Raw genomic sequence first — 21,495 nt, forward strand, 5'->3', positions numbered from 1 at the left:
GACGGCGGGGGAACGGGTCAGAGGCGTCCGGCGGCCTTGAGGGCCAGGTACGCGTCGGCGAGGGCGGGGGCGATCTCGTCCGGCGGGGCGTCGACCACCTCGACGCCGTGGGCGCGCAGCTCGGCGGTCAGGCGGCGGCGCTCGGCGCGGGCGCGTTCGGCCGCGGCGGCGTCGTAGACGGCCGCCAGGTCGCCGCGCGCCCCGGCCATCTCGCCCACCCGGGGGTCGCCGACGGCGGCGAGCACGACCAGGTGGCGGGCGGTGAGCTGGGGGAGGAGGGGCAGCAGGCCCTCTTCGAGCGCGGCGGTGTTGAGCTCGGTCAGCAGCACGATCAGGCAGCGCTGCCGCACCCGCGCCATGAGGGTGGACACCATGCCCGCCGCGTCGCACTCGATCAGCTCGGGCTCCAGCGGCGCCAGCGCCTGGACCATCGCGGGGAGCAGGTCGGTACGGGACGCGCCCTCCACGCGGGCGCGGACCCGGCGGTCGTAGGCGAGCAGGTCGACGCGGTCGCCGGCGCGGGAGGCCAGGGCGCCCAGCAGCAGGGCCGCGTCCATCGAGCAGTCCAGCCGGGGGATGTCGCCGACCCGGCCCGCGGACGTACGGCCGGTGTCCAGGACCAGGAGGAGCCGCCGGTCGCGCTCGGGCCGCCAGGTGCGGACGACCACGTCGGCGCGGCGCGCGGTGGCGCGCCAGTCGATGGAGCGGACGTCGTCGCCGTCCACGTACTCCCGCAGCGAGTCGAACTCGGTGCCCTGGCCGCGGACGAGCGCCACGTTCTGGCCGGTCAGCTGGCGCAGCTTGGAGAGCTTGGCGGGCAGGTGGCGGCGGGACGGGAAGGCGGGCAGCACCCGGACCGTCCACGGCGCCGGACGGGACAGCTGCCGGGCCGCCAGGCCGAGCGGGCCGGCCGAGCGGATCGTGACCGTCACCGCCCGGCGGTCCCCGCGCCTGGCCGGCACCAGCGTGAAGTCCGCGCGGCGGCGCTCGCCGGCGGGCACGTCCACGGTGACCGTACGGGGCGTGACCCCGGCGCTGGGCGGCCACACGTCGCGGACGACGGCCTTCACCCGGCGGCGGCCGAGGTTCTCCACGATCAGCGCGACCCGCGCGGTCTCGCCGAGCCGCACGTTGGTGTCGCCGTCGCGGTGCAGGCGCAGCGCCCGGACGTTGCCCGCCAGCGCCAGATCGGCCGCCACCCCGAGGACGAGCACCGCCCACAGGCCCAGCAGCGTCCACCAGCTCGGCAGGAGGATCGGCACGAGGGCGCCGAGCGCGGCCAGCAGCCCGAGGCGTCCGGTCAGCGCCATGCGGGCCTCCCGGCGGGCCGCGCAGGCGCGGTCACGTCAGCGGGGCGCGGGGACATGGGACAGGATGCCCTCCAGGACGCCGTCGGCGGTGGCGCCCTCCAGCTCGGCCTCCGGACGCAGCTGGACGCGGTGCCGCAGCGTGGGGCGGGCCAGCGCCTTGACGTCGTCGGGGGTCACGTAGTCGCGCCCGGACATCCACGCCCAGGCGCGCGAGGTCGCCAGCAGCGCGGTGGCGCCGCGCGGCGACACGCCCAGCGCCAGGGACGGGGACTGCCGGGTGGCCCGGCACAGGTCCACGACGTAGGCGGCGACCTTGGGGTCCAGGTGGACGGTGCGGACGGCGGCGCGGCCCGCGGCCAGCTCGGCGGCCCCGGCGACCGGCCGCACCTCCGACAGGTCGCGCGGGTCGAACCCGGCGGCGTGCCGCTGGAGCATCGCGATCTCCTCGTCCCGGCCGGGCACCGGGACGTTCAGCTTCAGCAGGAACCGGTCGAGCTGGGCCTCCGGCAGCGGGTAGGTGCCCTCGTACTCGACCGGGTTCTGGGTGGCGCACACGATGAACGGGTCGGGCAGCGCCCGGGGCATCCCCTCGACCGACACCTGGCGCTCCTCCATCGCCTCCAGCAGCGACGCCTGGGTCTTGGGCGGCGTGCGGTTGATCTCGTCGGCGAGCAGCAGGTTGGTGAACACCGGGCCCTCGCGGAACTCGAACTCCGCGGTCCGGTTGTCGTAGATCAGAGAGCCGGTGACGTCGCCGGGCATCAGGTCGGGGGTGAACTGCACCCGCTTGAAGTCCAGCGCCAGCGCGCGGGACAGGGTGCGGATCAGGAGCGTCTTGGCCGTTCCGGGGACTCCTTCCAGCAGTACGTGGCCGCGGCACAGGAGCGAGATGACCAGGCCGGTCACCACCGAGTCCTGGCCGACCACCGTCTTGCCGACCTCGCCGCGCAACGCGGTGAGCGCGGCCCGGGCGGTCTCCGATCGCGTGGCCGCGTCGCCGTCGGACGGCCCGGCGCCGGCCGGCGTCCCGCCGTCCTTGCCGAGCTCAACAGGGTGGTTCACGAGTGGCGTACCTGCCTTTCCAGGTCGTCGAGAAGGTCGGTGAGCCCGACGAGCTGCCCGTCGTCCGCCGGTTCCGGACCGTACAGGGCCGTCCAGACCATCCCCTCGTCGTGGGTGGTCCGCTGCGCGACGGCGGTGACGATCTCGCGGGCCGCCGCGGGGTCCTGGGCCGCGCTGCGCGGCAGGCCGAGCAGCGGGACGAGCCGTTCCAGCGCCCCGGACCGGAGCGCGTCGGCGGCGCGGTCCCTGGCCCGGTGCGCCCGGTACAGGCGGGCGCGGCCCTCCACGGCCTCCGCGGAACGGACGACCACCGGGAGCCGTTCGGCCACCACCGGGCCGAGGCGGCGGGCCCGCCACAGCGCGACCAGCACGACGGCGACCAGCAGTTCCAGGAAGAAGAGCTTGACCCCGAACGGCAGCAGGTCGCCCAGGGAACGCTCCTCGTTGCCGCCGCCGCCGTCGGTCGCGGGCAGGTCCGGGGCCAGCCAGGTGATCGAGACGGGGGAGTCCGCCAGGTTCATGCCGAGCGCGGCGTTGCCGTCCTCGGCCAGCCGCTGGTTGGTGAGCGGCACCGCCGAGCCGAGCACCGTGACGGTGCTCTCGCCGTTCCGGAGCTGGACGAGCCTGGCGAGCCCGCCGGCCCGGTAGCAGCCGGTGGCGCCGGGCGGGACCTCGTAGGTCTCGGAGCGTTCGAACCGGACGGAGCCGGCCAGGACCGCGGCCCGCAGGGGGCAGTCCGGGACGTCGCTCTCCTCGAAGCTGGTGCCGGCCCGCCGGACGCCGGGGGCCAGCGCCGCCAGGACGTCCCGGGGCGGATCCACCAGCACCAGGTCGGTCCGGCCGCCCCTGATCAGGGCCAGGTCGCGGTCGGTGAGCCGCTCCGGACGGGTGATCACCATCGTGCCGCCGGGCGCGTCGTGGCCGGCGGCGTCGCCGGCGCTCCGGGCCAGGTAGAACGGGACGCCGCGCCGTTCGAGGAGCTTGGCGAGCGCCCGGGTGCCGCCGGGGCCGGGGGACTCGGGGTCGAGGTCCTGGTCGGTGGTGGACGGCTGCAGCGCGGCCAGGCCGAGCGCCAGCGCGACGACGGCGAGCAGGGTGGCCAGGACGCCGCGGGAGGCCCGCCAGCGGCGCGAGGCCACCTGGCCCGCGGTCGGGGTGCCGCCCGCCGGGGGAGCCGCCGCGGGCGGCGGGCCGGTACCGGTCACCATCGCGCGTCCTCCCCGGCGGGTCCGGTCACGGCCCCGGCCGCCGCGGCGTCCGGTTCCGGCCCGGCGCCGCCGTCGTCGCCGAGGGGACGCGGCCGGGCGGCGCGCACCCGTTCGTCGAGGCCGGTCATCGTCGCGTACGCCTCCGCGCTGCCCGGCCGGTCGCCGTACCAGACGTCGTCGAAGATCCGCACACCCTCGCGCAGGTCGCCGGCCAGCCCGGGCAGGGCGCGGCCCGCCTCGGCGGCCAGCTCGTCGGCGGTGCGGCCGGGCTCGGGCGTGAGCACGGCGCGTTCCTCCAGGTCGCGGGCTATGGAACGGAGCCGTTCGCGGATCGCCCGGGCCCAGTCGCCGGCCGCGGCGTACTCCTCGGCGGCGGTCCGGTGCTCCCGTGCGGTGGTCGGCTTCTCCTCCAGCAGCGCCGGGCGCCGCGAACGGGTGTTGTGCCGCCCCCACATGAGCCAGGCGACCAGCGCGATCGCGGCGGCCAGCAGGAGCAGGACGACGATCAGCGAGATCCAGCCGCCGCCGTTGCCGTGCGCGGTGGGGTCGACGCCGCGGTCGGTCAGGTCGCGCAGCCAGTCGCCCAGCCGGTCCAGGAAGCGTTCCAGCCAGGACGGCCGGTCGCGGTGGTAGATCGGGTCCTCCAGCTCGCGGCGGGCCTGCTCGCGGGCCTCGTCGCGGCCGATCGGCTCGGTCATCACGGCATCGTCCCCGATCCGTGCGGCGGGACGGCGGGATCGGCCGGATCGGGCCGCCAGTGAGCGAAGAAGGCGTCGGCGCCGCCGCCGTCCCCGGTTACCGGGCCCTCGTGGACGCGTGTGCGCAGCTCCAGGTCGAAGCCCTCGCGCCGCATCCGGCGGTCCATGTAGAGCAGGACGATGACGCCCGCGTCGAACGGGAGCACCACCGACCAGCTGACGATGCGGCCGGCGGTGTCCAGGGCGAGGGCCAGCAGCGCCTCCTTGCTCTGCCCGCCACCGTCCCCGAAGAAGATCAGCTCGGCCAGCAGGAACGGGATCCGCAGCGCGAACAGGCCCATGAACACGGTGATCATGATGGCCAGCAGCAGCGTGCCGAAGGTGCGCCACCAGCGTCCGGCGGAGAGCCTCCGGGCGCGCCGCAGGGCGCCGCCGACGCTCTCGCGTTCCATGACCAGGGCCGGGGCCGCCGGCACCAGCAGCACGTACAGCCACACCATGAGCGCCGCCCCCGCGGGGAAGCCCGCGAGACCGGCCAGCAGGCTCGCCGCCGGATGGACGTCGGCCGCGATGAACACGACGAACGGCAGCACCGGCAGCGCCAGCCCGAGCAGCGGCACGAACGTGACCAGGGCGCCGACGGCGGCCAGCCGCCCCAGCCGCGGCCGCAGGTCCCGCCAGGCGCCGCGCAGCGAGACGGGCAGCCCGAACAGCCCGCGGCCCACCACCGGGCCGAGCAGCCCGGCCAGCAGCACGATCCCCAGCGCCGACAGCACCAGCCCGAAGACGCCCAGGGTGAACTGGGTGCCGACGGAACGGACCATCCAGTCCGGGGTGATCTCGTTGCGCGCCGTCCGGCCGACGAAGAAGTACGCCGCCACCGAGACCGTGACCTGGATCACCGCGGTCACCGCCACCGACGGGACCAGGACGGCGCGCGGGTACAGGCGGACGCAGGCGATGGCGCCGTCCAGCATCTCCGAGATCGACAGCGGCCGGAACGGGATCTCGCCTCCCGCCCCGCCGTCCAGGGTGAGCGGCGCCTCCGCGCCCCGCTCCGTATCGGCGGCCGTGCCCGCGGCGGTTCCGGGGGCGGTGCTCTCCGTATCGGCGGCGGTGCCCTCCGTGACCGCGGCACCGCCCGGGACGGCACGCGCGTCCCAACCGTCCGGTCTCGGCATCTCCGCTCCCCGTGCGACGACTCGTCGGGTCATCCTGTCACGGGCGGGGTGCCGTGAATGCCCGACCCGCGAGGCCGGGCCGCCGACCGGGGCGGTCAGGCGCGAGCCGCCAGGCGAGCGCCGTGGGCCGGGACTGGGAGACACCGCCTAGAATCCGGCCTTCGGAGCGAGGCCACGTCCGGCCGCGGCGTGGCCGGACGGCGCCGAAGAGCGACGAGCGGGCCATGGACGAACCAAACGCGGGTAACCTGGCTCGCCAAGGTGTGTCTTCGCTTTCCACGCACTTCACCGAACCCCGACTTTGTGACGATGAGGGCCATGAGAGGACGCGTACTGGTCGTCGACGACGACCTCGCTCTCGCCGAGATGCTCGGCATCGTGCTGAGGGGCGAGGGTTTCGAGCCGTCGTTCGTGCACGACGGCGACAAGGCGCTCGAGGCGTTCCGGGAGACCCGGCCCGACCTCGTGCTGCTGGACCTGATGCTCCCCGGTGCCGACGGCATCGACGTCTGCCGCCAGATCCGCGCCGAGTCCGGCGTCCCGATCGTCATGCTCACGGCCAAGAGCGACACGGTGGACGTGGTGCTCGGCCTGGAGTCGGGCGCCGACGACTATATCGTCAAGCCGTTCAAGCCCAAGGAGCTGGTGGCCCGGGTGCGGGCGCGGCTGCGCCGCACCGACGAGCCCGCTCCCGAGACGCTCCAGATCGGCGACATCACCATCGACGTGGCCGGCCACTCGGTCAAGCGCGGTGACCGGCACATCCCGCTCACCCCGCTGGAGTTCGACCTGCTGGTGGCGCTGGCCCGCAAGCCGCGCCAGGTGTTCACCCGCGAGGTCCTGCTGGAGCAGGTGTGGGGATACCGGCACGCGGCCGACACCCGGCTGGTGAACGTCCACGTGCAGCGGCTGAGAGCCAAGATCGAGAAGGACCCGGAGCGGCCGGAGATCGTGGTGACCGTACGCGGGGTCGGCTACAAGGCCGGCCCGGCCTGACCCGGTGACCGGGCGGCCCGGCGAAGGGTGACCCGGCCCCCCGAGAGTGACGAGTGACCCGGTCCCGGCGGGACCGGGATCCGAGCAGGACGTTCCGCCTCCCTGGAGCAGCCCCGGGCAGGGGCGCCGGCGGAGAGCGGAACGCGACGAACAGCACACGATGCGCAAGGCAGGACGACCACGGCGCGACGACGGTGATGAGCACGGTTCTATGAACACGGGGCGATGAACAGGGTCAAGCGGCTCGCCCGCCGCGGGCTCGGCACGGTACGCCGGGTGGTGCGCGGCGCGGTCCGCCATGCCTACACGCGGTGGCGCCGTTCCATCCAGGTACGGGTGGTCACCTCGACCCTGTTCATCTCGGCCATCGTGGTCGCGATCCTCGGGCTGTTCCTCATGCAGCAGATCACCACGGCCCTGATGGACGGCAAGATCAAGGCGGCCCGGCTCCAGCTCGACGAGGGGCTGGGCGCGGTGCAGCGCGACCTGGGCAACCCCTCCGAAGACGCCGCCGGGCGGCTGGAGGGCGTGGTCAACGGCCTCAAGGCGCGCAGCGGCCCCTCCGGGCTGTACGAGGTCTACATCCGCGACGTCCGGGAGCCCTCGTTCGACGGGTTCGCCACCAACGAGCTGCGGGAGGAGAGCGTCCCGCAGCGGCTGCGCGACGAGCTGGGCAAGGGGCCCGCCGGGGCGCGCAACTACACGTTCGGCAAGCTGTCCTATATCGGCCGCGCCTCCGAGCCCGGCCTGATCGTCGGCGGCAAGGCCGGGCAGTTCGAGCTCTACTACCTCTTCCCGCTCACCGAGGAGCAGCGCACCCTGACGTTCGTGGGCCGCTCGCTGGTCGGCGTCGGCGCGGTGCTGGTCCTGCTCCTGGCCGCGATCGCCTCGCTGGTCACCCGCCAGGTGGTGATCCCGGTACGGCTCGCCGCGCAGGGCGCCCAGCGGCTGGCCGCCGGGCGGCTGGAGGAGCGGATGCGGGTCCGCGGCGAGGACGACCTGGCCCGCCTGGCACGCTCGTTCAACGAGATGGCCGCCAACCTCCAGGAGAAGATCGGCGAGCTGGAGGACCTGTCCCAGGTGCAGCGGCAGTTCGTGTCGGACGTCTCGCACGAGCTGCGCACCCCGCTCACCACGATCCGGATCGCGGCCGACATGCTCTACGAGTACCGCGACACGTTCTCCGACCCGGCCGTCGGCCGTTCCGCGGAGCTGCTGCAGAGCCAGCTGGAGCGGTTCGAGTCGCTGCTGGCCGACCTGCTGGAGATCAGCCGGCACGACGCGGGCGCGGCCACCCTGGACGCCGAGTCCCTGGACATGCGCGACCTGGTGCTGCGCGCGGTGGGCGACATCCAGAACCTCGCCGAGCGCAAGGGCAGCAAGGTGGTGTTCCAGCTGCCGGGCGAGCCCTGCATGGCCGAGGTCGACCGCCGCCGCGTCGAGCGGATCATGCGCAACCTGCTGGTCAACGCCGTCGAGCACGGCGAGGGCGAGGACATCGTCGTGTCGGTCGCGGCCGACCGGGACGCGGTGGCCGTGGCGGTGCGCGACCACGGCGTGGGCCTGAAGGCCGGAGAGGGGCAGATGGTCTTCGACCGCTTCTGGCGCGCCGACCCCGCCCGCGCGCGGACGACCGGCGGCACCGGCCTCGGCCTGTCCATCTCCCGGGAGGACGCCCAGCTGCACGGCGGCTGGCTCCAGGCATGGGGGGAGCCGGGCGCGGGCTCGCAGTTCCGCCTCTCGCTGCCCCGGGTGGCCGGTGCCGAGCTGCGCGGCTCCCCGCTTCCGCTGGTGCCGCCCGGCGCGGGCAGCCCCCGCCCCCTGTTCGCGGAACTGGAGGCCGGGGAGTGACCTGGCGGAAGGCGGTGTGCGCCGCCGCGGCGGCCGCGCTGTTCCTCGGCGGCTGCGCCAGCGTTCCCAGCGGCGGCAGGGTCATCTCCGGACGGCCCGCCGAGGGCTCCGACCAGGCCGACCACCCGTACGTCCGGCTGGTCCCGGTCCGGCCGCGCCCCGAGTGGGGCCCGGGCCAGATCGTGTCGGGGTTCCTGGCCGCCTGCGCCAGCTTCGACGACGGCCACGCCGTCGCCCGCGACTACCTCTCCGGCTCCACCCTGTGGCGTCCGGGCGCCCGTCCCGCCGTGACCGTCCTGCAGGACCGGCAGGAACCCGAGGTCGTCAGGGAGGCCGCCACCGTCGCCACCGTCCGGGTACGCGGGCAGCGGCTCGGCACGATCGACCCGAGCGGCCAGTACACCGCCGACCCCAAGCCGGTCGAGGTGACCTTCCAGCTCGGCCGGACCCCGCACGGGACGTGGCGGGTGACCGGCCTGCCCGCCGAGGTGCAGAACGGGCTGCTGCTGACCAAGAGCGACGTGGACCGCGCCTTCCGCCCCGCGAACCTGTTCTTCTTCGCCCCCGACCGCCGCACCCTCGTGCCGAACGGGATCTTCCTGCCGATGGTCAACCGGCAGGACCTGCCCGCCCACCTGGTCCGGGCGCTGCTGGACGGCCCCACCTCCTGGCTCGAACCGGCGGTCGACAGCGCCTTCCCGCCCCGCACCCGGCTGCGCGGCCGGGGCGTCACGGTCAGCCAGGACGTCGCCACCGTCGACCTGACCCGGGAGGCCCGCGCGGGCAGCCTGGAACGCATGTCGGCCCAGCTCAGCTGGACGCTGCGGCAGCTGCCCGACATCAAGCAGTGGCGCCTGCGGATCGACGGGGAGACGGTCGCGCCTGCGGGCACGCCCAGCACCCAGCCGGTCCGGTCCTGGCAGGCCAACGATCCCGACGGCGCGCCGTCCGACCAGACCGCCTACGTCATCGGGGCCGCCGGGCATCTGAGCCAGCTGCTGCGGGACCAGCCGCAGCCGGTGGCCACCGGCACCGGCGGGCGGCTGGCCCGTCCCGCGGTCGCACCGGACTTCGTCGAGGTCGCCGGGCTCAGTCCCGCCGGCGACCGGCTGCTCGCCGGCGACCTGGTCGCGGGCGCGGCCAACCTCCGCACCCTGCTGAAGGCCTCGCGCCGCGGGGCGCGCTTCACCCCTCCGTCCTGGGACCGGGCCGGCCGCCTGTGGACGGTGGAGTCCACCGACGACAAGTCCTGGCTGTGGGTCCGCGAACGCCGCGGCCGTCCCCCCGTCCGGGTCGCGCACTGGGGCCTGGGCGGGCGCGAGGTGCTGGCCTTCCGCGTCGCCCGTGACGGCGTGCGGGCCGCCGCGATCGTGAACGTCGACGGCCGCGCCCAGGTCCAGCTCGGCCGGATCGTCCACGAGGACGGCACCGACGTCGGCTCGTTCCTGCCGGTCAGCTCCGAACTGGGCGGCGCCATCGACCTGGCCTGGCGCGACTACGGCACGCTGGCCGTGCTGGGCCGCAAGAACCTCGACTCCCAGACCCTGCCCTACCTGGTCCCGGTCGGCGGCGGCACGATCAGCTCGCTGGGCGGCGGGTCCCTCGGCGTCCCCCAGTCGATCGCGGCGGCGCCCGACGAGCCCGTGCTGATCGGCACCCGTTCGTCCCACACCAGGCAGGTCTGCCGCCAGCGGACGCCCCGCGAGCAGTTCAGCGAGTGGGTCTGCAACATCCCCGCGGCCGACCCCACCTATCCCCGCTGATCCCGGAGTTATCCACAGTTCGGCGAACCTCTTCCGGGGCCGTGCCCCGCCCCCCATCGTGGACGCATGGGATTCCTCACCGGCCTTCTCGACCTGGTCCTGCCGCAGAGCTGCGCGGGCTGCGGGCGCTCGACCGACCTCCTGTGCGCGTCCTGCTCGGCGCTGCTGTCCGCGTCCTCACCCCGGCCCGCGTGGCCCGAGCCCGTGCCCCGGGGGCTGCCGCGCCCCTGGACGGCCGCCGCGTACGAGGGGCCGGTACGCGCCGTCATCCTCGCCCACAAGGAGTCCGCTCGTACGGCCCTGGCGGCCCCTCTGGGCGCGGTCCTGGCCAAGGCCGTCCACGCGGCCATCGCCCACGTGCAGCCCGCCGTGGGGCCCTCTCAGCCCCCTGCAGGGCCCGCGAAGGCCGCCGTCACCGTCCCCGGCCGCGCCGCGCCCGGAACGCGGGGGCGCGGCCTGGAGGGCCGCGACCCGCCGGGGGCAGGCGCTTCGTTGGGTGCGGGCGGTTCTTCGTCGGGTGCGGCGCTTGCGCGCGAGCCTCCCGTGTTCGTGGTCCCGGTGCCTTCGGCGCGGTCCGCGGTACGGCGGCGGGGGCACGACGCGACGCGGCGGATGGCGGTGGCGGCGGTCCGGTGCCTGCGGGCGGCCGGGTGGGACGCACCGGGGCTTGCGGCGCTGCGGCAGCGGCGGCGGGTGGCCGACCAGGCGGGGCTGTCGGCGGGCGAGCGCGCGGCCAACCTGGCCGGCGCGCTGGAGACGGTCCCCGGCGTGCGCGTGGCGGGGCGGCGGATCGTCCTGGTCGACGATGTGATCACCACCGGGGCCACGCTGGCGGAGGCGGGGCGGGCGCTGCGCGAGGCCGGCGCGGAGGTGGTGGCCGCCGCGACGGTGGCGGCGACACCCCGGCGGCGCCGGTGGTGAGAACCTTTCGTACTACCGGATATGGAGGGCGGATAGTTACATAAAGTAGCGAGCTTGTCCGGCTTGTCCGTAGACGTGGTGAAGGTCGCATCGCCGGTGTTCACGCGTGGTGAGCGTGGCGGTACGGCGCGACCGGGCCCACCGGGCCGTCATAGAGCTATGACCTGCGCCGTCGTGAATCTCCCGGCCTCGGGCGGACGCTCCGGACCCTGGCCCGGCGGGAGGCGGCGAAGGGGCCCGCGAACGGGGTGGAGGCCGGTCCCGATGACGGTCCGTGAGTATTTCCTCGCCCGACCCCCCTGACATTAGTGGCTTAAAGGGGTTAGCGTTCCTGGCATGGCACCCGCCCGGGTCCGTGGTTGCGCTGGATCGCAGTGCTCGTCAGGAGCATGGCAGGCGATCCGGCAAGCCGATGCCAGGCGCAGGCGAAACGGCCCACGTAAGGCGACTTCTCGTCGACCGATCACGGTGCGCCTTAGAGGTAAGTCCTGCCCCGTCGGGGGATCCGACATCCCCCGAACCGGGAGAAGGGCAGTAGTGGCGAAAGCGCCGCGAGCCCCTCAGCAGGCGGATGTGGGGACGAAGACCAGGTCGGCCGGGCGGGTGCGACCCCATCAGGTCGTGACGTCCGCTCCAGAAGCCAATGACGGCGGGGCGGACCAGGAACGCAATCGGGAGAAGGGGGGTCCCGCGTGGACATCATCGTGAGGGGCCGTCACACCGACGTCAACGACAGGTTCCGGCAGCACGTCGACACCAAGCTGGCCAAGATCGAGCGGCTTCACAGCAAGGTCAGGCGGGTGGACGTGGAGGTGTCGCAGGAACGCAATCCCCGTCTGGCCGACCAGCGGGAACGGGTCGAGCTGACGATCCGCTCGCGCGGCCCGGTGATCCGGGCCGAGGCGGCGGCCGACGATCGGTACGGAGCCCTCGACCTGGCGCTGGACAAGCTGGAGTCCAAGCTGCGCCGCGACAGCGACCGAAGGAAGGTGCACCACGGCAGCCGGGCGCCGGCCAAGCTCGCCACCATGGAGCCGCTGCCCGACGCCACCGCGGACGCCGCCCCGGCGCCGCAGTCACCCAAGAACGGGTCCAAGAACGGATCCAAGCCCCGGCAGGCTCCCGCCGGTGCCGGCACCGAGGACGCCGAGGCCGACCTCTACGAGGCCGTGGACTCGGCGATGGACGAGAATCTCGTCCCGATCCCCATGGAGGGCGACGGCCCCATCGTCGTCCGAGAGAAGTTCCACAAGGCCGAGCCGATGGGCATCGAGCAGGCCCTCTTCGAGATGGAACTCGTGGGTCACGACTTCTTCCTCTTCAGGGACAAGGCATCGGGCCACCCTTCTGTCGTATACAGGAGGAGAGGCTGGGACTACGGAGTCATCCGCCTGGTCGAGGAGTGATGCGGTCCGTGCGTCACGTCACCGCCCGGACCGTGCCATGATCTAGAAAAGGCGTCACCCGGCAAGCCGCGAGCGGGCGGATCTGGGGCCCCGCCCCGGACCCGCCCGTCCGCGCTGACCCCCGCGAGACGCGGGAGGCGACAGTGAAGGGGGGAAGCGGCGTACCCTCCACGCCGCGACTCAGGTGAGCGAGAATCCCCAGGCTCGCGGAGCCGCGGCGGTGCCCCGTCCAGCCGCCGCCGGCGACACCGCGGCGGGCGAGGGCCCCGCCGATCCCATCCGCGTTCTGATCGTGGACGACCACGCGCTGTTCCGCCGCGGCCTGGAGATGGTCCTGCAGACCGAGGACGACATCGAGGTCATCGGTGAGGGCGGGGACGGCCACGAGGCCGTCCAGATGGCCGGCGACCTGCTGCCCGACGTGGTCCTCATGGACATCCGGATGCCCCGCCGCAGCGGCATCGAGGCGTGCACGGCCATCAAGGACGCGGCGCCCAGCGCCAAGATCGTGATGCTGACCATCAGCGACGAGGAGGAGGACCTCTTCGAGGCCATCAAGGCCGGGGCCAGCGGCTACCTCCTCAAGGAGATCTCCATCGACGAGGTGCCCCAGGCGGTGCGCGCCGTGCACGGCGGGCAGTCGCTGATCAGCCCCTCGATGGCCTCCAAACTGATCACCGAGTTCGCCGTGCTGGCCAAGCGCAGCGAGGAGCGCACCCAGCAGGTCCCCGCCCCCCGCCTCACCGACCGGGAGATGGAGGTGCTCCGGCTGGTCGCCCGCGGCCTGGGCAACCGGGAGATCGCCCGCGAGCTGTTCATCTCCGAGAACACCGTGAAGAACCACGTCCGCAACATCCTGGAGAAGCTCCAGCTGCACTCGCGGATGGAGGCCGTGGTCTACGCGGTCCGCGAGAAGCTGCTCGAGATCACCTGAGGTCCACGTCGCACCGCGCCCTGAGCTCCGCGTCGAACCGCGCCCTGGGCTCCGCGTCGATCCGCGACCCGGGAACCGCGGTGCCGCCCGGCGGTCGTGTCACCGGCTATGGGGTTTTGTCGGTGTCGTGCCCTAGCATCGGCGTGTGAGCGACATCGAACTCGGCCCGGACGAGGTACGGCGGCTCCAGTTGCGGGCGCAGGGGCTGCTCGGGGCCGGGTTCCGGCGCGGCGGCGGCGTCCCGCGGCTGCTGGGCGCGCTCGGGGCCGTCCAGCTCGACACGATCTCCGTGCTGGCCCGTTCGCACGAGCTGGTCCCCTACGCCCGGCTCGGGCCGGTGGGCCGGGACGCGGTCGAGGCCGCCTACTGGGGCGACGGCACGGGCTTCGAGTACTGGGCGCACGCGGCGTCGGTGCTGCCCCTCGCCGACTGGCCCCTCTTCGAGTTCCGCCGCAGGGCGTACCGGCGCCGCGGGTGGCGCTGGCACAAGGTCCCCGAGGGCGTGTGCGAGGACGTCCTCAAGCGGCTCCACGCCGACGGCCCGCTCACCACCAAGGAGCTGGGCGGGGCCAAGGCGGGCGGCGACTGGTGGGAGTGGAGCGACCACAAGATCGCGATCGAGTGGCTGCTGGACATCGGCGAGGTCGTCTGCGTGCGCCGGATCGGCTGGCGCCGGGTGTACGACCTGGCCGAGCGGGCGGTCCCGGCCGCGTTGCTCGACCGCGAGCCGGACGACGCCGAGTGCCTGACCGGGCTGGTCGCCAAGGCCGGGCGGGCGCTGGCCGTCGGCACCCGCGCCGACCTGGCCGACTACTACCGTCTCAAGGCCGAGCAGGTCGACGCGGTGGTGGAGGCGGCCGGGCTGGTTCCCGTGCGGGTACGGGGATGGCGCCACGACGCGTGGGCCGACCCCGAGGCGCTGGCCGCCCCGGTGCGCGGGCGGCACGCGACGACGCTGCTGTCGCCGTTCGACTCCCTGGTGTGGGACCGCGCGCGCACGTCGCGGGTGTTCGGCTTCGACCACCGGCTGGAGGCGTACGTGCCGAAGGCCAAGCGGGTCCACGGCTACTTCGTCATGCCGCTGCTGGCCGGGGGCCGGCTCATGGGGCGGGTCGACCCGGCGCGGGAGGGCCGCACCCTGGTCGCCCGCCAGGTGTCCTTCGAGCCGTGGGCGACCGCGACGCCGGCCCGCACCGAGAAGGCCGCCGCCGCGCTGCGCGCCGCCCTCTGGCAGGCCGCGTCCTGGGTGGGCTGCGACGCGGTTCGGGTGGATCGGATCGATCCACCCGAACTGGCCGGCGCGCTCAGGCTCGACACGCCCGAGTAGGCGACGGCCCGTTTTTCTGCGTCCCGGGGGACGCTCAGCCGTGGGGCGTCCGCTGGGTGTCGGTGTGGACGGGCTTGTCCAGCGTCTCGCCCGCGAGGCCGCCCCGGCGCTTGTCGGTGTGGCGGCCGAAGACCGAGTAGTCGACGATCTCGGGGATCACCCGGGGGGCGTCCACGACGACGTCGGCGAAGATGTGGACGATCCCGCCCACGACGAAGCCGAGCGCGACGATGCCGGCCCCGACCCAGAACATGATCCAGGCCGGCCCCAGGCACAGCGCCACACCGCCGACCACGAATCCGGTGACCATGACGGCCACGGCCACCCATGAGCCGGGCCGGCCGGCGTGCGAGCCGTGATCTTGTTCGGTCATGTTGACGCCTCCCTTGGATGTGCAGTTGTCAGAATTCCTCGGACAGGCCGTGTCAAACAGGACGCCCGGTGGATTGCGTCACGACGTGACCTAGACCATTCTGGGTCTCGCCTACGATGGGCATCGTACGTGTGGTGTGCGTACCGCCGAGCGCGGTGACCCACGATCTGCAAGGAGCCTCCGAGAGTGCCGCCAGTCATCGATAAGATCCTTCGTGCGGGCGAGGGCAAAATCCTGCGCAAGCTCAAGAAGCTCGCGGATCAGGTCAACTCGATCGAGGAAGACTTCCTCGAGATGAGCGACGCCGAGTTGCGCGAGCTGACCGAGAAGTACCGGGAGCGGATCGCAGACGGGGAGTCCCTGGACAACCTGCTGCCCGAGGCGTTCGCGACCGCCCGCGAGGCCGCCCGTAGGGTGCTGGGCCAGCGCCACTACGACGTGCAGGTCATGGGCGGCGCCGCGCTGCACATGGGCCACATCGCCGAGATGAAGACCGGTGAGGGCAAGACCCTGACCTGTGTGCTCCCGGCGTACCTCAACGCCCTGTCCGGCGACGGCGTGCACGTCGTCACGGTCAACGACTACCTGGCCAAGCGCGACGCCGAGTGGATGGGCCGCGTGCACCAGTTCCTCGGCCTCGAGGTCGGCGTCATCCTCCCGCAGATGACCCCTGAAGAGCGCCGCGTGGCCTACAACTGCGACATCACCTACGGCACCAACAACGAGTTCGGGTTCGACTACCTGCGCGACAACATGGCCTGGAGCCTGGAGGAGTGCGTCCAGCGCGGGCACAACTTCGCCATCGTCGACGAGGTCGACTCCATCCTCATCGACGAGGCCCGGACCCCGCTGATCATCTCCGGCCCGGCCGAGCAGAACTCCAAGTGGTACGGGGAGTTCGCCAAGATCGTGCCGCGGCTGAAGCGGGCCGAGCTCGTGAGCACCGCCGGTCAGGTGGACCAGTACGGCCCCGGCGACTACGAGGTCAACGAGAAGAAGCGCACGGTCGGCATCACCGAGTCCGGCGTCGAGAAGGTCGAGGACTGGCTCGGCATCGACAACCTCTACGACTCGGTCAACACGCCGCTGGTGAGCTTCCTCAACAACGCGCTCAAGGCCAAGGAGCTCTACAAGCGCGACAAGGACTACGTCGTCATGAACGGCGAGGTCCTGATCGTCGACGAGTTCACCGGCCGCATCCTGCACGGCCGGCGCTACAACGAGGGCATGCACCAGGCCATCGAGGCCAAAGAGGGCGTGGCCATCAAGGACGAGAACCAGACGCTCGCCACCATCACGCTGCAGAACTACTTCCGGCTCTACTCGACCCTGAGCGGGATGACCGGCACCGCCCAGACCGAGGCGGCCGAGTTCAACAAGACCTACAAGGTCAACGTGGTGCCGATCCCGACCAACAGGCCGATGGTCCGCGACGACGTCGCCGACGTGGTCTACAAGACCGAGCAGGCCAAGTTCGAGGCGTGCGTCGACGACATCGCCGAGCGGCACGAGAAGGGCCAGCCGGTCCTGGTCGGCACCACGTCGGTGGAGAAGTCCGAGCGGCTGAGCCGGATGCTCAAGCGGCGCGGCATCCCGCACCAGGTGCTGAACGCCAAGCACCACGAGCAGGAGAGCGCGATCGTGGCCGAAGCCGGCCGCAAGGGCGCGGTCACCGTCGCGACCAACATGGCCGGCCGTGGCACCGACATCATGCTCGGCGGCAACCCCGACTTCCGGGCCGACCTGGAGCTGCACCAGCGCGGCCTGTCCCCGCTGGAGACGCCCGAGGAGTACGAGGCCGCCTGGCCGGAGGCCCTGGAGAAGGCCAAGGAGGCCGTCAAGGGCGAGCACGAGGACGTCGTCGAGGCGGGCGGCCTGTACGTGCTGGGCACCGAGCGGCACGAGTCGCGGCGCATCGACAACCAGCTGCGCGGCCGTTCCGGCCGGCAGGGCGACCCGGGCGAGTCCCGGTTCTACCTGTCGCTGGAGGACGACCTGATGCGGCTGTTCAACTCCGCCCGGGTCGAGTCGATCATGACCAGGCTCAACATCCCGGACGACGTCCCGATCGAGTCCAAGATCGTGTCCAACGCGATCCGGTCGGCGCAGAGCCAGGTCGAGCAGCAGAACTTCGAGATGCGCAAGAACGTCCTGAAGTACGACGAGGTGCTCAACCGGCAGCGGCAGGTCATCTACGCCGAGCGCCGCAAGGTGCTGGAGGGCGCCGACCTGCACGAGCAGGTCCGCAACATGATCGACGAGGTCGTGGACGGCTACGTGGCCGGCGCCACCGGCGAGGGCTTCGCCGAGGAATGGGACCTGGACAAGCTCTGGAAGGCGTTCAAGCAGCTCTACCCGATCTCGCTGACGGTGGACGAGCTGGTCGAGGAGGTCGGCGGCGAGATCTCCGGGCTGGACGCCGAGACGCTGGCCGAGAAGATCCGCGAGAACGCGCAGAGCGCCTACGAGGCCCGCGAGGAGGAGCTCGGCGCGGAGGTCATGCGCGAGCTGGAGCGGCGCGTCGTCCTGTCGGTGCTCGACCGCAAGTGGCGCGAGCACCTGTACGAGATGGACTACCTGCAGGAGGGCATCGGCCTGCGGGCCATGGCGCAGCGCGACCCGCTGGTGGAGTACCAGCGCGAGGGCTACGACATGTTCAACGCCATGCTCGACGGCATCAAGGAGGAGTCGGTCGGCTACCTCTTCAACCTCGAGGTCGAGGTGGAGGAGCAGCCGGCGGCCCCGACGGTGGGCGCCGCGCCGGTGGAGGTCTCCAAGACCGCTCCGGCCGACGACGTCCCTGCCGCCGAGGCGGAGGCCGAGGCCGAGGCGGAGGCCGAGGAGGAGACTCCCGTCATCCACGCCAAGGGCCTGGAGAAGCCCAAGCGCGCGAAGAAGCTGGAGTACTCCGCGCCGACCGTCGACGGTGAGGGCGGCGTCGAGCACCACAGCGAGGAGGCGCCCGACGAGTACGCCGGTGTCTCCCGCAACGACCCGTGCCCCTGCGGCTCGGGCAAGAAGTTCAAGCGCTGCCACGGCGACCCGCGCAACAAGTAGGGCCCGTAGCGTCAAGGCGCGCCAGCGGTGACGACGGCCTCCTGGGACATCCCGGGAGGCCGTCGTTTCACGCGGGGGTGCGGCGCCCGCGTGCGGCGGGCACCGTGGTCTCCACGGCGGTGCACCGCCAGCGGCCCCGGTGAAGGTCCAGGCGCAGGGCCAGGGCGTGGACGCGGCCGTTCAGGACCACCACCGCGCCCGTCTCCACGGTCCCCGGGGCGGGGCTCTGGGACCACGTCCGCAGGATCCGGGGCGGTGCGACGAGCCTGTCCCTCAGCTGCGGCTGGTGTGCCGCCAGGCCCCGCCACACGCCGGGAACGGCCCTGCCGGCCAGGTGCCGCGGGGGACGCGTCCCGGCGAGCACCTCGATGACGAGCCGGACGGTGGCCTCGGCCGCCTCCCGGGGCGGGGACGGGCCGCCGGCCACGGACAGGTGGGTGCCGCGCCGCCGCGGGGGTCCGGGCTGCGGAACGAGGGCCAGCGAACCGTTCACGCCGGTCTCGCCGGTGTCCGGGACGAGGCGGACGACCGTGTGGCCGTGGCCCGCGCGGCGGCCGGCGCCGGGACCGGGATGGTCGGCGGCGCGGGCGGCCTCAGCGCGGAACGTACGGTCGCTGCGGGCGGTGATTCTGCGGGGCTGGGCTCCGGGCCGTTCGGGCATCAGGGCCTCCTGGTGGGTCGGCGACGTTCACCAGAGGCGTGAAAGATCCATGAAAATACGGTGCTGGCCGGATACGGCCACCGATCGTGTCCCGGGTGGCCCTCCCCGCACCGGACCGCACGCGAAACGGCGGCGGACGCCGCGTGTGCGCGGTGCCCGCCGCCGTTCTGGGAGCGAGTCCTCCCGAAGCGGAGGAGAGGGAGGACTCTGGGAGGGTGGCCTGTCAGGTGCCGGGGGCCGCCTTCTCGTCCGTGCCGCCCTTCTCGCCGGCCGGACCGGAGGCTCCGGCGGACTCGCCGGGCTTGTCGGACGCGCCGGACCCGCCCGCCTTGGCGCCCTTGGTCGCGCCGGCCAGTTCCGGTGCCGCGGCGGGGTCGGCCGCGACCGACTCCTCGCCTTCAGGCTCGCGGCCCGGGGTGGCGAAGTTGAACCTCTCGATCAGGAACTTGAAGATCACGTAATAGAGGACGAAGTAGAGCACCCCGAGCCCCAGGATCAGCGGCAGTCCCTTGGTGTTGTCCTTGGTCATGTTGAGCAGCAGGTCGATGCCGCCGGCCGAGAACCCGAAGCCGAGCTGGGCTCCGGCGGCCTCCAGGACCGCCATCGAGATGCCGGTCAGCACGACGTGCACCGCGTACAGCACCGGCGCGACGAACATGAACGCGAACTCGATCGGCTCGGTGACGCCGGTGACGAACGCGGTCAGCGCCGCGGAGATCATCAGGCCGCCCACCGCCGGGCGCCGGTGCGCGGGCGCCGCGCGCCAGATGGCCAGGGCCGCGCCGGGCAGGCCGAACATCAGCACGGGGAAGAACCCGGCCAGGAAGCCGCCCGCGTCGGGGTCGCCGGCCAGGTAGCGGTTGATCTCGCCGTGCACCACGCCGTCGGCGCCCTGGAAGTCACCGAACACGAACCAGATCAGGGAGTTGGGGATGTGGTGCAGGCCGAAGGGCAGCAGCAGCCGGTTGATCACGCCGTACACGCCGGCGCCGACCGCGCCCGCACCGGTGATCCAGTTGCCGAAGTCGGTGAGCCAGGCGCCGAAGACCGGCCAGACCACGCCGATGACGACGCCGAGCGCGAGCGCGGCGACCGCGGTGATGATGGGCACGAACCGGCGCCCGCCGAAGAAGGCCAGCCAGGTCGGCAGCTTGATCCGGTAGAACCGCTGGTAGAGGAGGGCGGTCAGGACGCCGATGAGGATGCCGCCCAGGACGTCGGTGGGGTTCTTGGCGCCCCAGTCGATGACCTCCGAGGGTGCCCCGTCGACCACCTTGGTGATGAGGACCCGGCCCTTGAGCTCGTCGCTGTGCGAGAAGATGATCTTTGAGACCCGGTCGAAGACCAGGTATCCGACCACCGCGGCGAGGGCGGTGGAGCCGTCGGCCTTCTTGGCGAAGCCGATCGCCACGCCGACCGCGAACAGCAGCGGCAGCCAGCTGAACAGCGCGTCGCCGGCGCCGCCGACGACCTCGGCGACCCGGTCCCAGCCCAGGCCGTCCGCGCCCAGCATGTCGGGCTGGCCCAGGCGCAGCAGCAGGGCGGCGGCCGGGAGGACGGCGATCGGGAGCATGAGGCTGCGCCCGATGCGCTGCAGGACGGCCAGGGCGCTCGATCCTCGTCGTGGTGCGGCGGTCCCGCCCGCCGCGGTTGTCGAACTCATCAGGGGGTTCCTCCAATACCGGGGGGTTGCCGGGGGCTACGTGCGCGGTGGCGGGTTACCAAGGGACGTGTGGATCTGGTAGCGGTCGGCCCGGTAGGTCGACACACCCAGTTCCGCGCACACACCTCCGGAGTAGGAGCGGCGTCGCAGGAGAAGCACGGCGCTGCCGCGGGCGATCTGCAGGTGCCTGGCCTCGGTGGCGTCGGCCAGCCCCGCGTCGATGGTCTGGTCGCCGGCGTCGAACACCAGCCCGTACACCGCCTCCAGCACGCCGTACAGGGAGCGGTCCGCCAGCCGCCGGTCCAGCAGGTCGGGGGCGAGCGAGGCGAGGATGTGCGAGCGCTCCAGCGCCATCGGCTCGCCGTCGGCGGTCCGCAGCCGTTCGATTAGGTGGATCGCGGTGCCCTGCTCCACCTCGAAGATGCGGGCCAGCCGGGCGTCGGCGGACACGGTGCGCCGGTCCAGGTCCATGGCGCCCGGCCGCATCCCGCGCGACAGCATGTCCTCGCTGAACGAGACCAGCCGGAGCGGCATCTCGATCTTGGGGCGGGCGACGAAGGTGCCCTTCCCCGGGACCCGGTAGAGCCGCCCCTCCGACACCAGCTGGTCGACGCCCTGCCGCACGGTCATCCTGGACAGGCCATAGCGCACGCACAGCTCGCGCTCGGAGGGGATCGGAGCGTCGACGGGCAGCTCCGCCCCCTCGATCATGTCGAGCAGGATGGCCCGGAGCTGGAAGTACTTCGGCACCGGGCTGTGCGGATCGATGGTCGTCACGGGCGTCCTCGTGGCCGGGGGTGGCGACTGCTGGTCTAGGCCGGACTAGACCACAGCCCCGGAAGCCCTGTCAATGCACAGATGGATAACGGCGACCTCCGCCGGGAACCGGCCGAAGATCAGAAGAAGATGCAGGTCAGACCCTGTTTGCGAGGGTGGGTTGGGAAATGTCGTCCGCCGGGTCGCCCGGTGCCCCCGCCGCGGCCCGTGGCGTCCCGTGCCTTCCGCCGCCCCTCCGGGCCGCCGCCCGCTCTGTTGCTTCCGTCCAATCTTGAGTAGGGTGCCTACTGGTCTAGTCCGGACTAGA

The 21,495-nt window shown here is 73.0% G+C and carries 17 protein-coding genes; 8 read left to right on the forward strand and 9 right to left on the reverse strand.

Going from position 1 to position 21,495, the window contains the following annotated elements; all coding sequences use genetic code 11:
* Positions 1–17 precede the first annotated feature (17 nt).
* From IW256_RS04125 to IW256_RS04145, 5 genes are read right to left on the reverse strand one after another with little or no spacing between them, the layout of a single operon-like run.
* Positions 18–1,310 (reverse strand): DUF58 domain-containing protein, encoded by a 1,293-nt coding sequence (locus tag IW256_RS04125; protein ID WP_197009671.1) that lies wholly within the window; start codon positions 1,308–1,310, stop codon positions 18–20.
* A 36-nt stretch (positions 1,311–1,346) separates the two neighbouring features.
* Entirely contained in the window at positions 1,347–2,372 is a 1,026-nt protein-coding gene (locus IW256_RS04130) for an AAA family ATPase (protein WP_197009672.1), read from the reverse strand.
* Complete coding sequence (locus IW256_RS04135) at positions 2,369–3,580, reverse strand: DUF4350 domain-containing protein (RefSeq protein WP_197009673.1); 1,212 nt, start codon at positions 3,578–3,580, stop codon at positions 2,369–2,371. The genes IW256_RS04130 and IW256_RS04135 overlap by 4 nt, the downstream gene beginning before the upstream one ends.
* Positions 3,574–4,278: a DUF4129 domain-containing protein gene (locus tag IW256_RS04140; RefSeq protein ID WP_231403648.1), complete on the reverse strand. Its 705-nt coding sequence runs from the start codon at positions 4,276–4,278 to the stop codon at positions 3,574–3,576. Before IW256_RS04140 ends, IW256_RS04135 begins: the two co-directional genes overlap by 7 nt.
* A complete protein-coding gene (locus tag IW256_RS04145; protein ID WP_231403649.1) occupies positions 4,278–5,459 on the reverse strand; it encodes a hypothetical protein in 1,182 nt (393 codons plus the stop codon). The genes IW256_RS04140 and IW256_RS04145 overlap by 1 nt, the downstream gene beginning before the upstream one ends.
* 318 nt (positions 5,460–5,777) lie before the next feature.
* Between IW256_RS04145 and mtrA the strand changes: the two genes are divergently transcribed.
* From mtrA to IW256_RS04180, 7 genes are all read left to right on the forward strand, one after another.
* Positions 5,778–6,455 carry an MtrAB system response regulator MtrA gene (gene mtrA, locus IW256_RS04150; protein ID WP_021598338.1) on the forward strand — a complete coding sequence of 226 codons (678 nt, stop codon included), beginning with the start codon at positions 5,778–5,780 and terminating at the stop codon, positions 6,453–6,455.
* Positions 6,456–6,680: 225 nt separating this feature from the next.
* Positions 6,681–8,306, forward strand: coding sequence for an MtrAB system histidine kinase MtrB (mtrB, locus tag IW256_RS04155; protein ID WP_197009675.1), 1,626 nt, complete (start codon positions 6,681–6,683; stop codon positions 8,304–8,306).
* On the forward strand, positions 8,303–10,069 hold the full coding sequence (locus IW256_RS04160) for an LpqB family beta-propeller domain-containing protein (RefSeq protein ID WP_197009676.1): 1,767 nt from the start codon (positions 8,303–8,305) through the stop codon (positions 10,067–10,069). The genes mtrB and IW256_RS04160 overlap by 4 nt, the downstream gene beginning before the upstream one ends.
* A gap of 66 nt (positions 10,070–10,135) precedes the next feature.
* On the forward strand, positions 10,136–10,990 hold the full coding sequence (locus tag IW256_RS42045) for a ComF family protein (protein ID WP_269217907.1): 855 nt from the start codon (positions 10,136–10,138) through the stop codon (positions 10,988–10,990).
* 692 nt (positions 10,991–11,682) lie between these two features.
* A complete protein-coding gene (hpf, locus tag IW256_RS04170) occupies positions 11,683–12,396 on the forward strand; it encodes a ribosome hibernation-promoting factor, HPF/YfiA family (RefSeq protein ID WP_197009677.1) in 714 nt (237 codons plus the stop codon).
* Positions 12,397–12,616: 220 nt separating this feature from the next.
* Positions 12,617–13,330, forward strand: coding sequence for a response regulator (locus tag IW256_RS04175; protein ID WP_197009678.1), 714 nt, complete (start codon positions 12,617–12,619; stop codon positions 13,328–13,330).
* A 145-nt stretch (positions 13,331–13,475) separates the two neighbouring features.
* Positions 13,476–14,657 (forward strand): winged helix-turn-helix domain-containing protein, encoded by a 1,182-nt coding sequence (locus IW256_RS04180; RefSeq protein ID WP_307828731.1) that lies wholly within the window; start codon positions 13,476–13,478, stop codon positions 14,655–14,657.
* Between the two features lie 34 nt (positions 14,658–14,691).
* Here the strand turns inward: IW256_RS04180 and IW256_RS04185 are convergent, their stop codons facing one another.
* The gene (locus IW256_RS04185) at positions 14,692–15,030 is read right to left on the reverse strand and encodes an HGxxPAAW family protein (protein WP_197009679.1); all 339 of its coding nucleotides are present in this window, start codon (positions 15,028–15,030) and stop codon (positions 14,692–14,694) included.
* 186 nt (positions 15,031–15,216) lie between these two features.
* Here IW256_RS04185 and secA point away from each other — a divergent pair, with 186 nt between their 5' ends.
* On the forward strand, positions 15,217–18,087 hold the full coding sequence (gene secA, locus IW256_RS04190; protein WP_197009680.1) for a preprotein translocase subunit SecA: 2,871 nt from the start codon (positions 15,217–15,219) through the stop codon (positions 18,085–18,087).
* Positions 18,088–18,154: 67 nt separating this feature from the next.
* On the opposite strand, the gene IW256_RS04195 is transcribed toward secA, so the two are convergent.
* From IW256_RS04195 to IW256_RS04205, 3 genes are all read right to left on the reverse strand, one after another.
* Complete coding sequence (locus IW256_RS04195; protein ID WP_197009681.1) at positions 18,155–18,748, reverse strand: Rv3235 family protein; 594 nt, start codon at positions 18,746–18,748, stop codon at positions 18,155–18,157.
* A gap of 223 nt (positions 18,749–18,971) precedes the next feature.
* Complete coding sequence (locus tag IW256_RS04200; protein WP_197009682.1) at positions 18,972–20,411, reverse strand: PTS transporter subunit EIIC; 1,440 nt, start codon at positions 20,409–20,411, stop codon at positions 18,972–18,974.
* A gap of 36 nt (positions 20,412–20,447) precedes the next feature.
* On the reverse strand, positions 20,448–21,188 hold the full coding sequence (locus IW256_RS04205) for a GntR family transcriptional regulator (protein ID WP_197009683.1): 741 nt from the start codon (positions 21,186–21,188) through the stop codon (positions 20,448–20,450).
* Positions 21,189–21,495 lie beyond the last annotated feature (307 nt).

This window comes from Actinomadura viridis, from assembly GCF_015751755.1.
In the GTDB taxonomy this organism is placed as follows: domain Bacteria; phylum Actinomycetota; class Actinomycetes; order Streptosporangiales; family Streptosporangiaceae; genus Spirillospora; species Spirillospora viridis.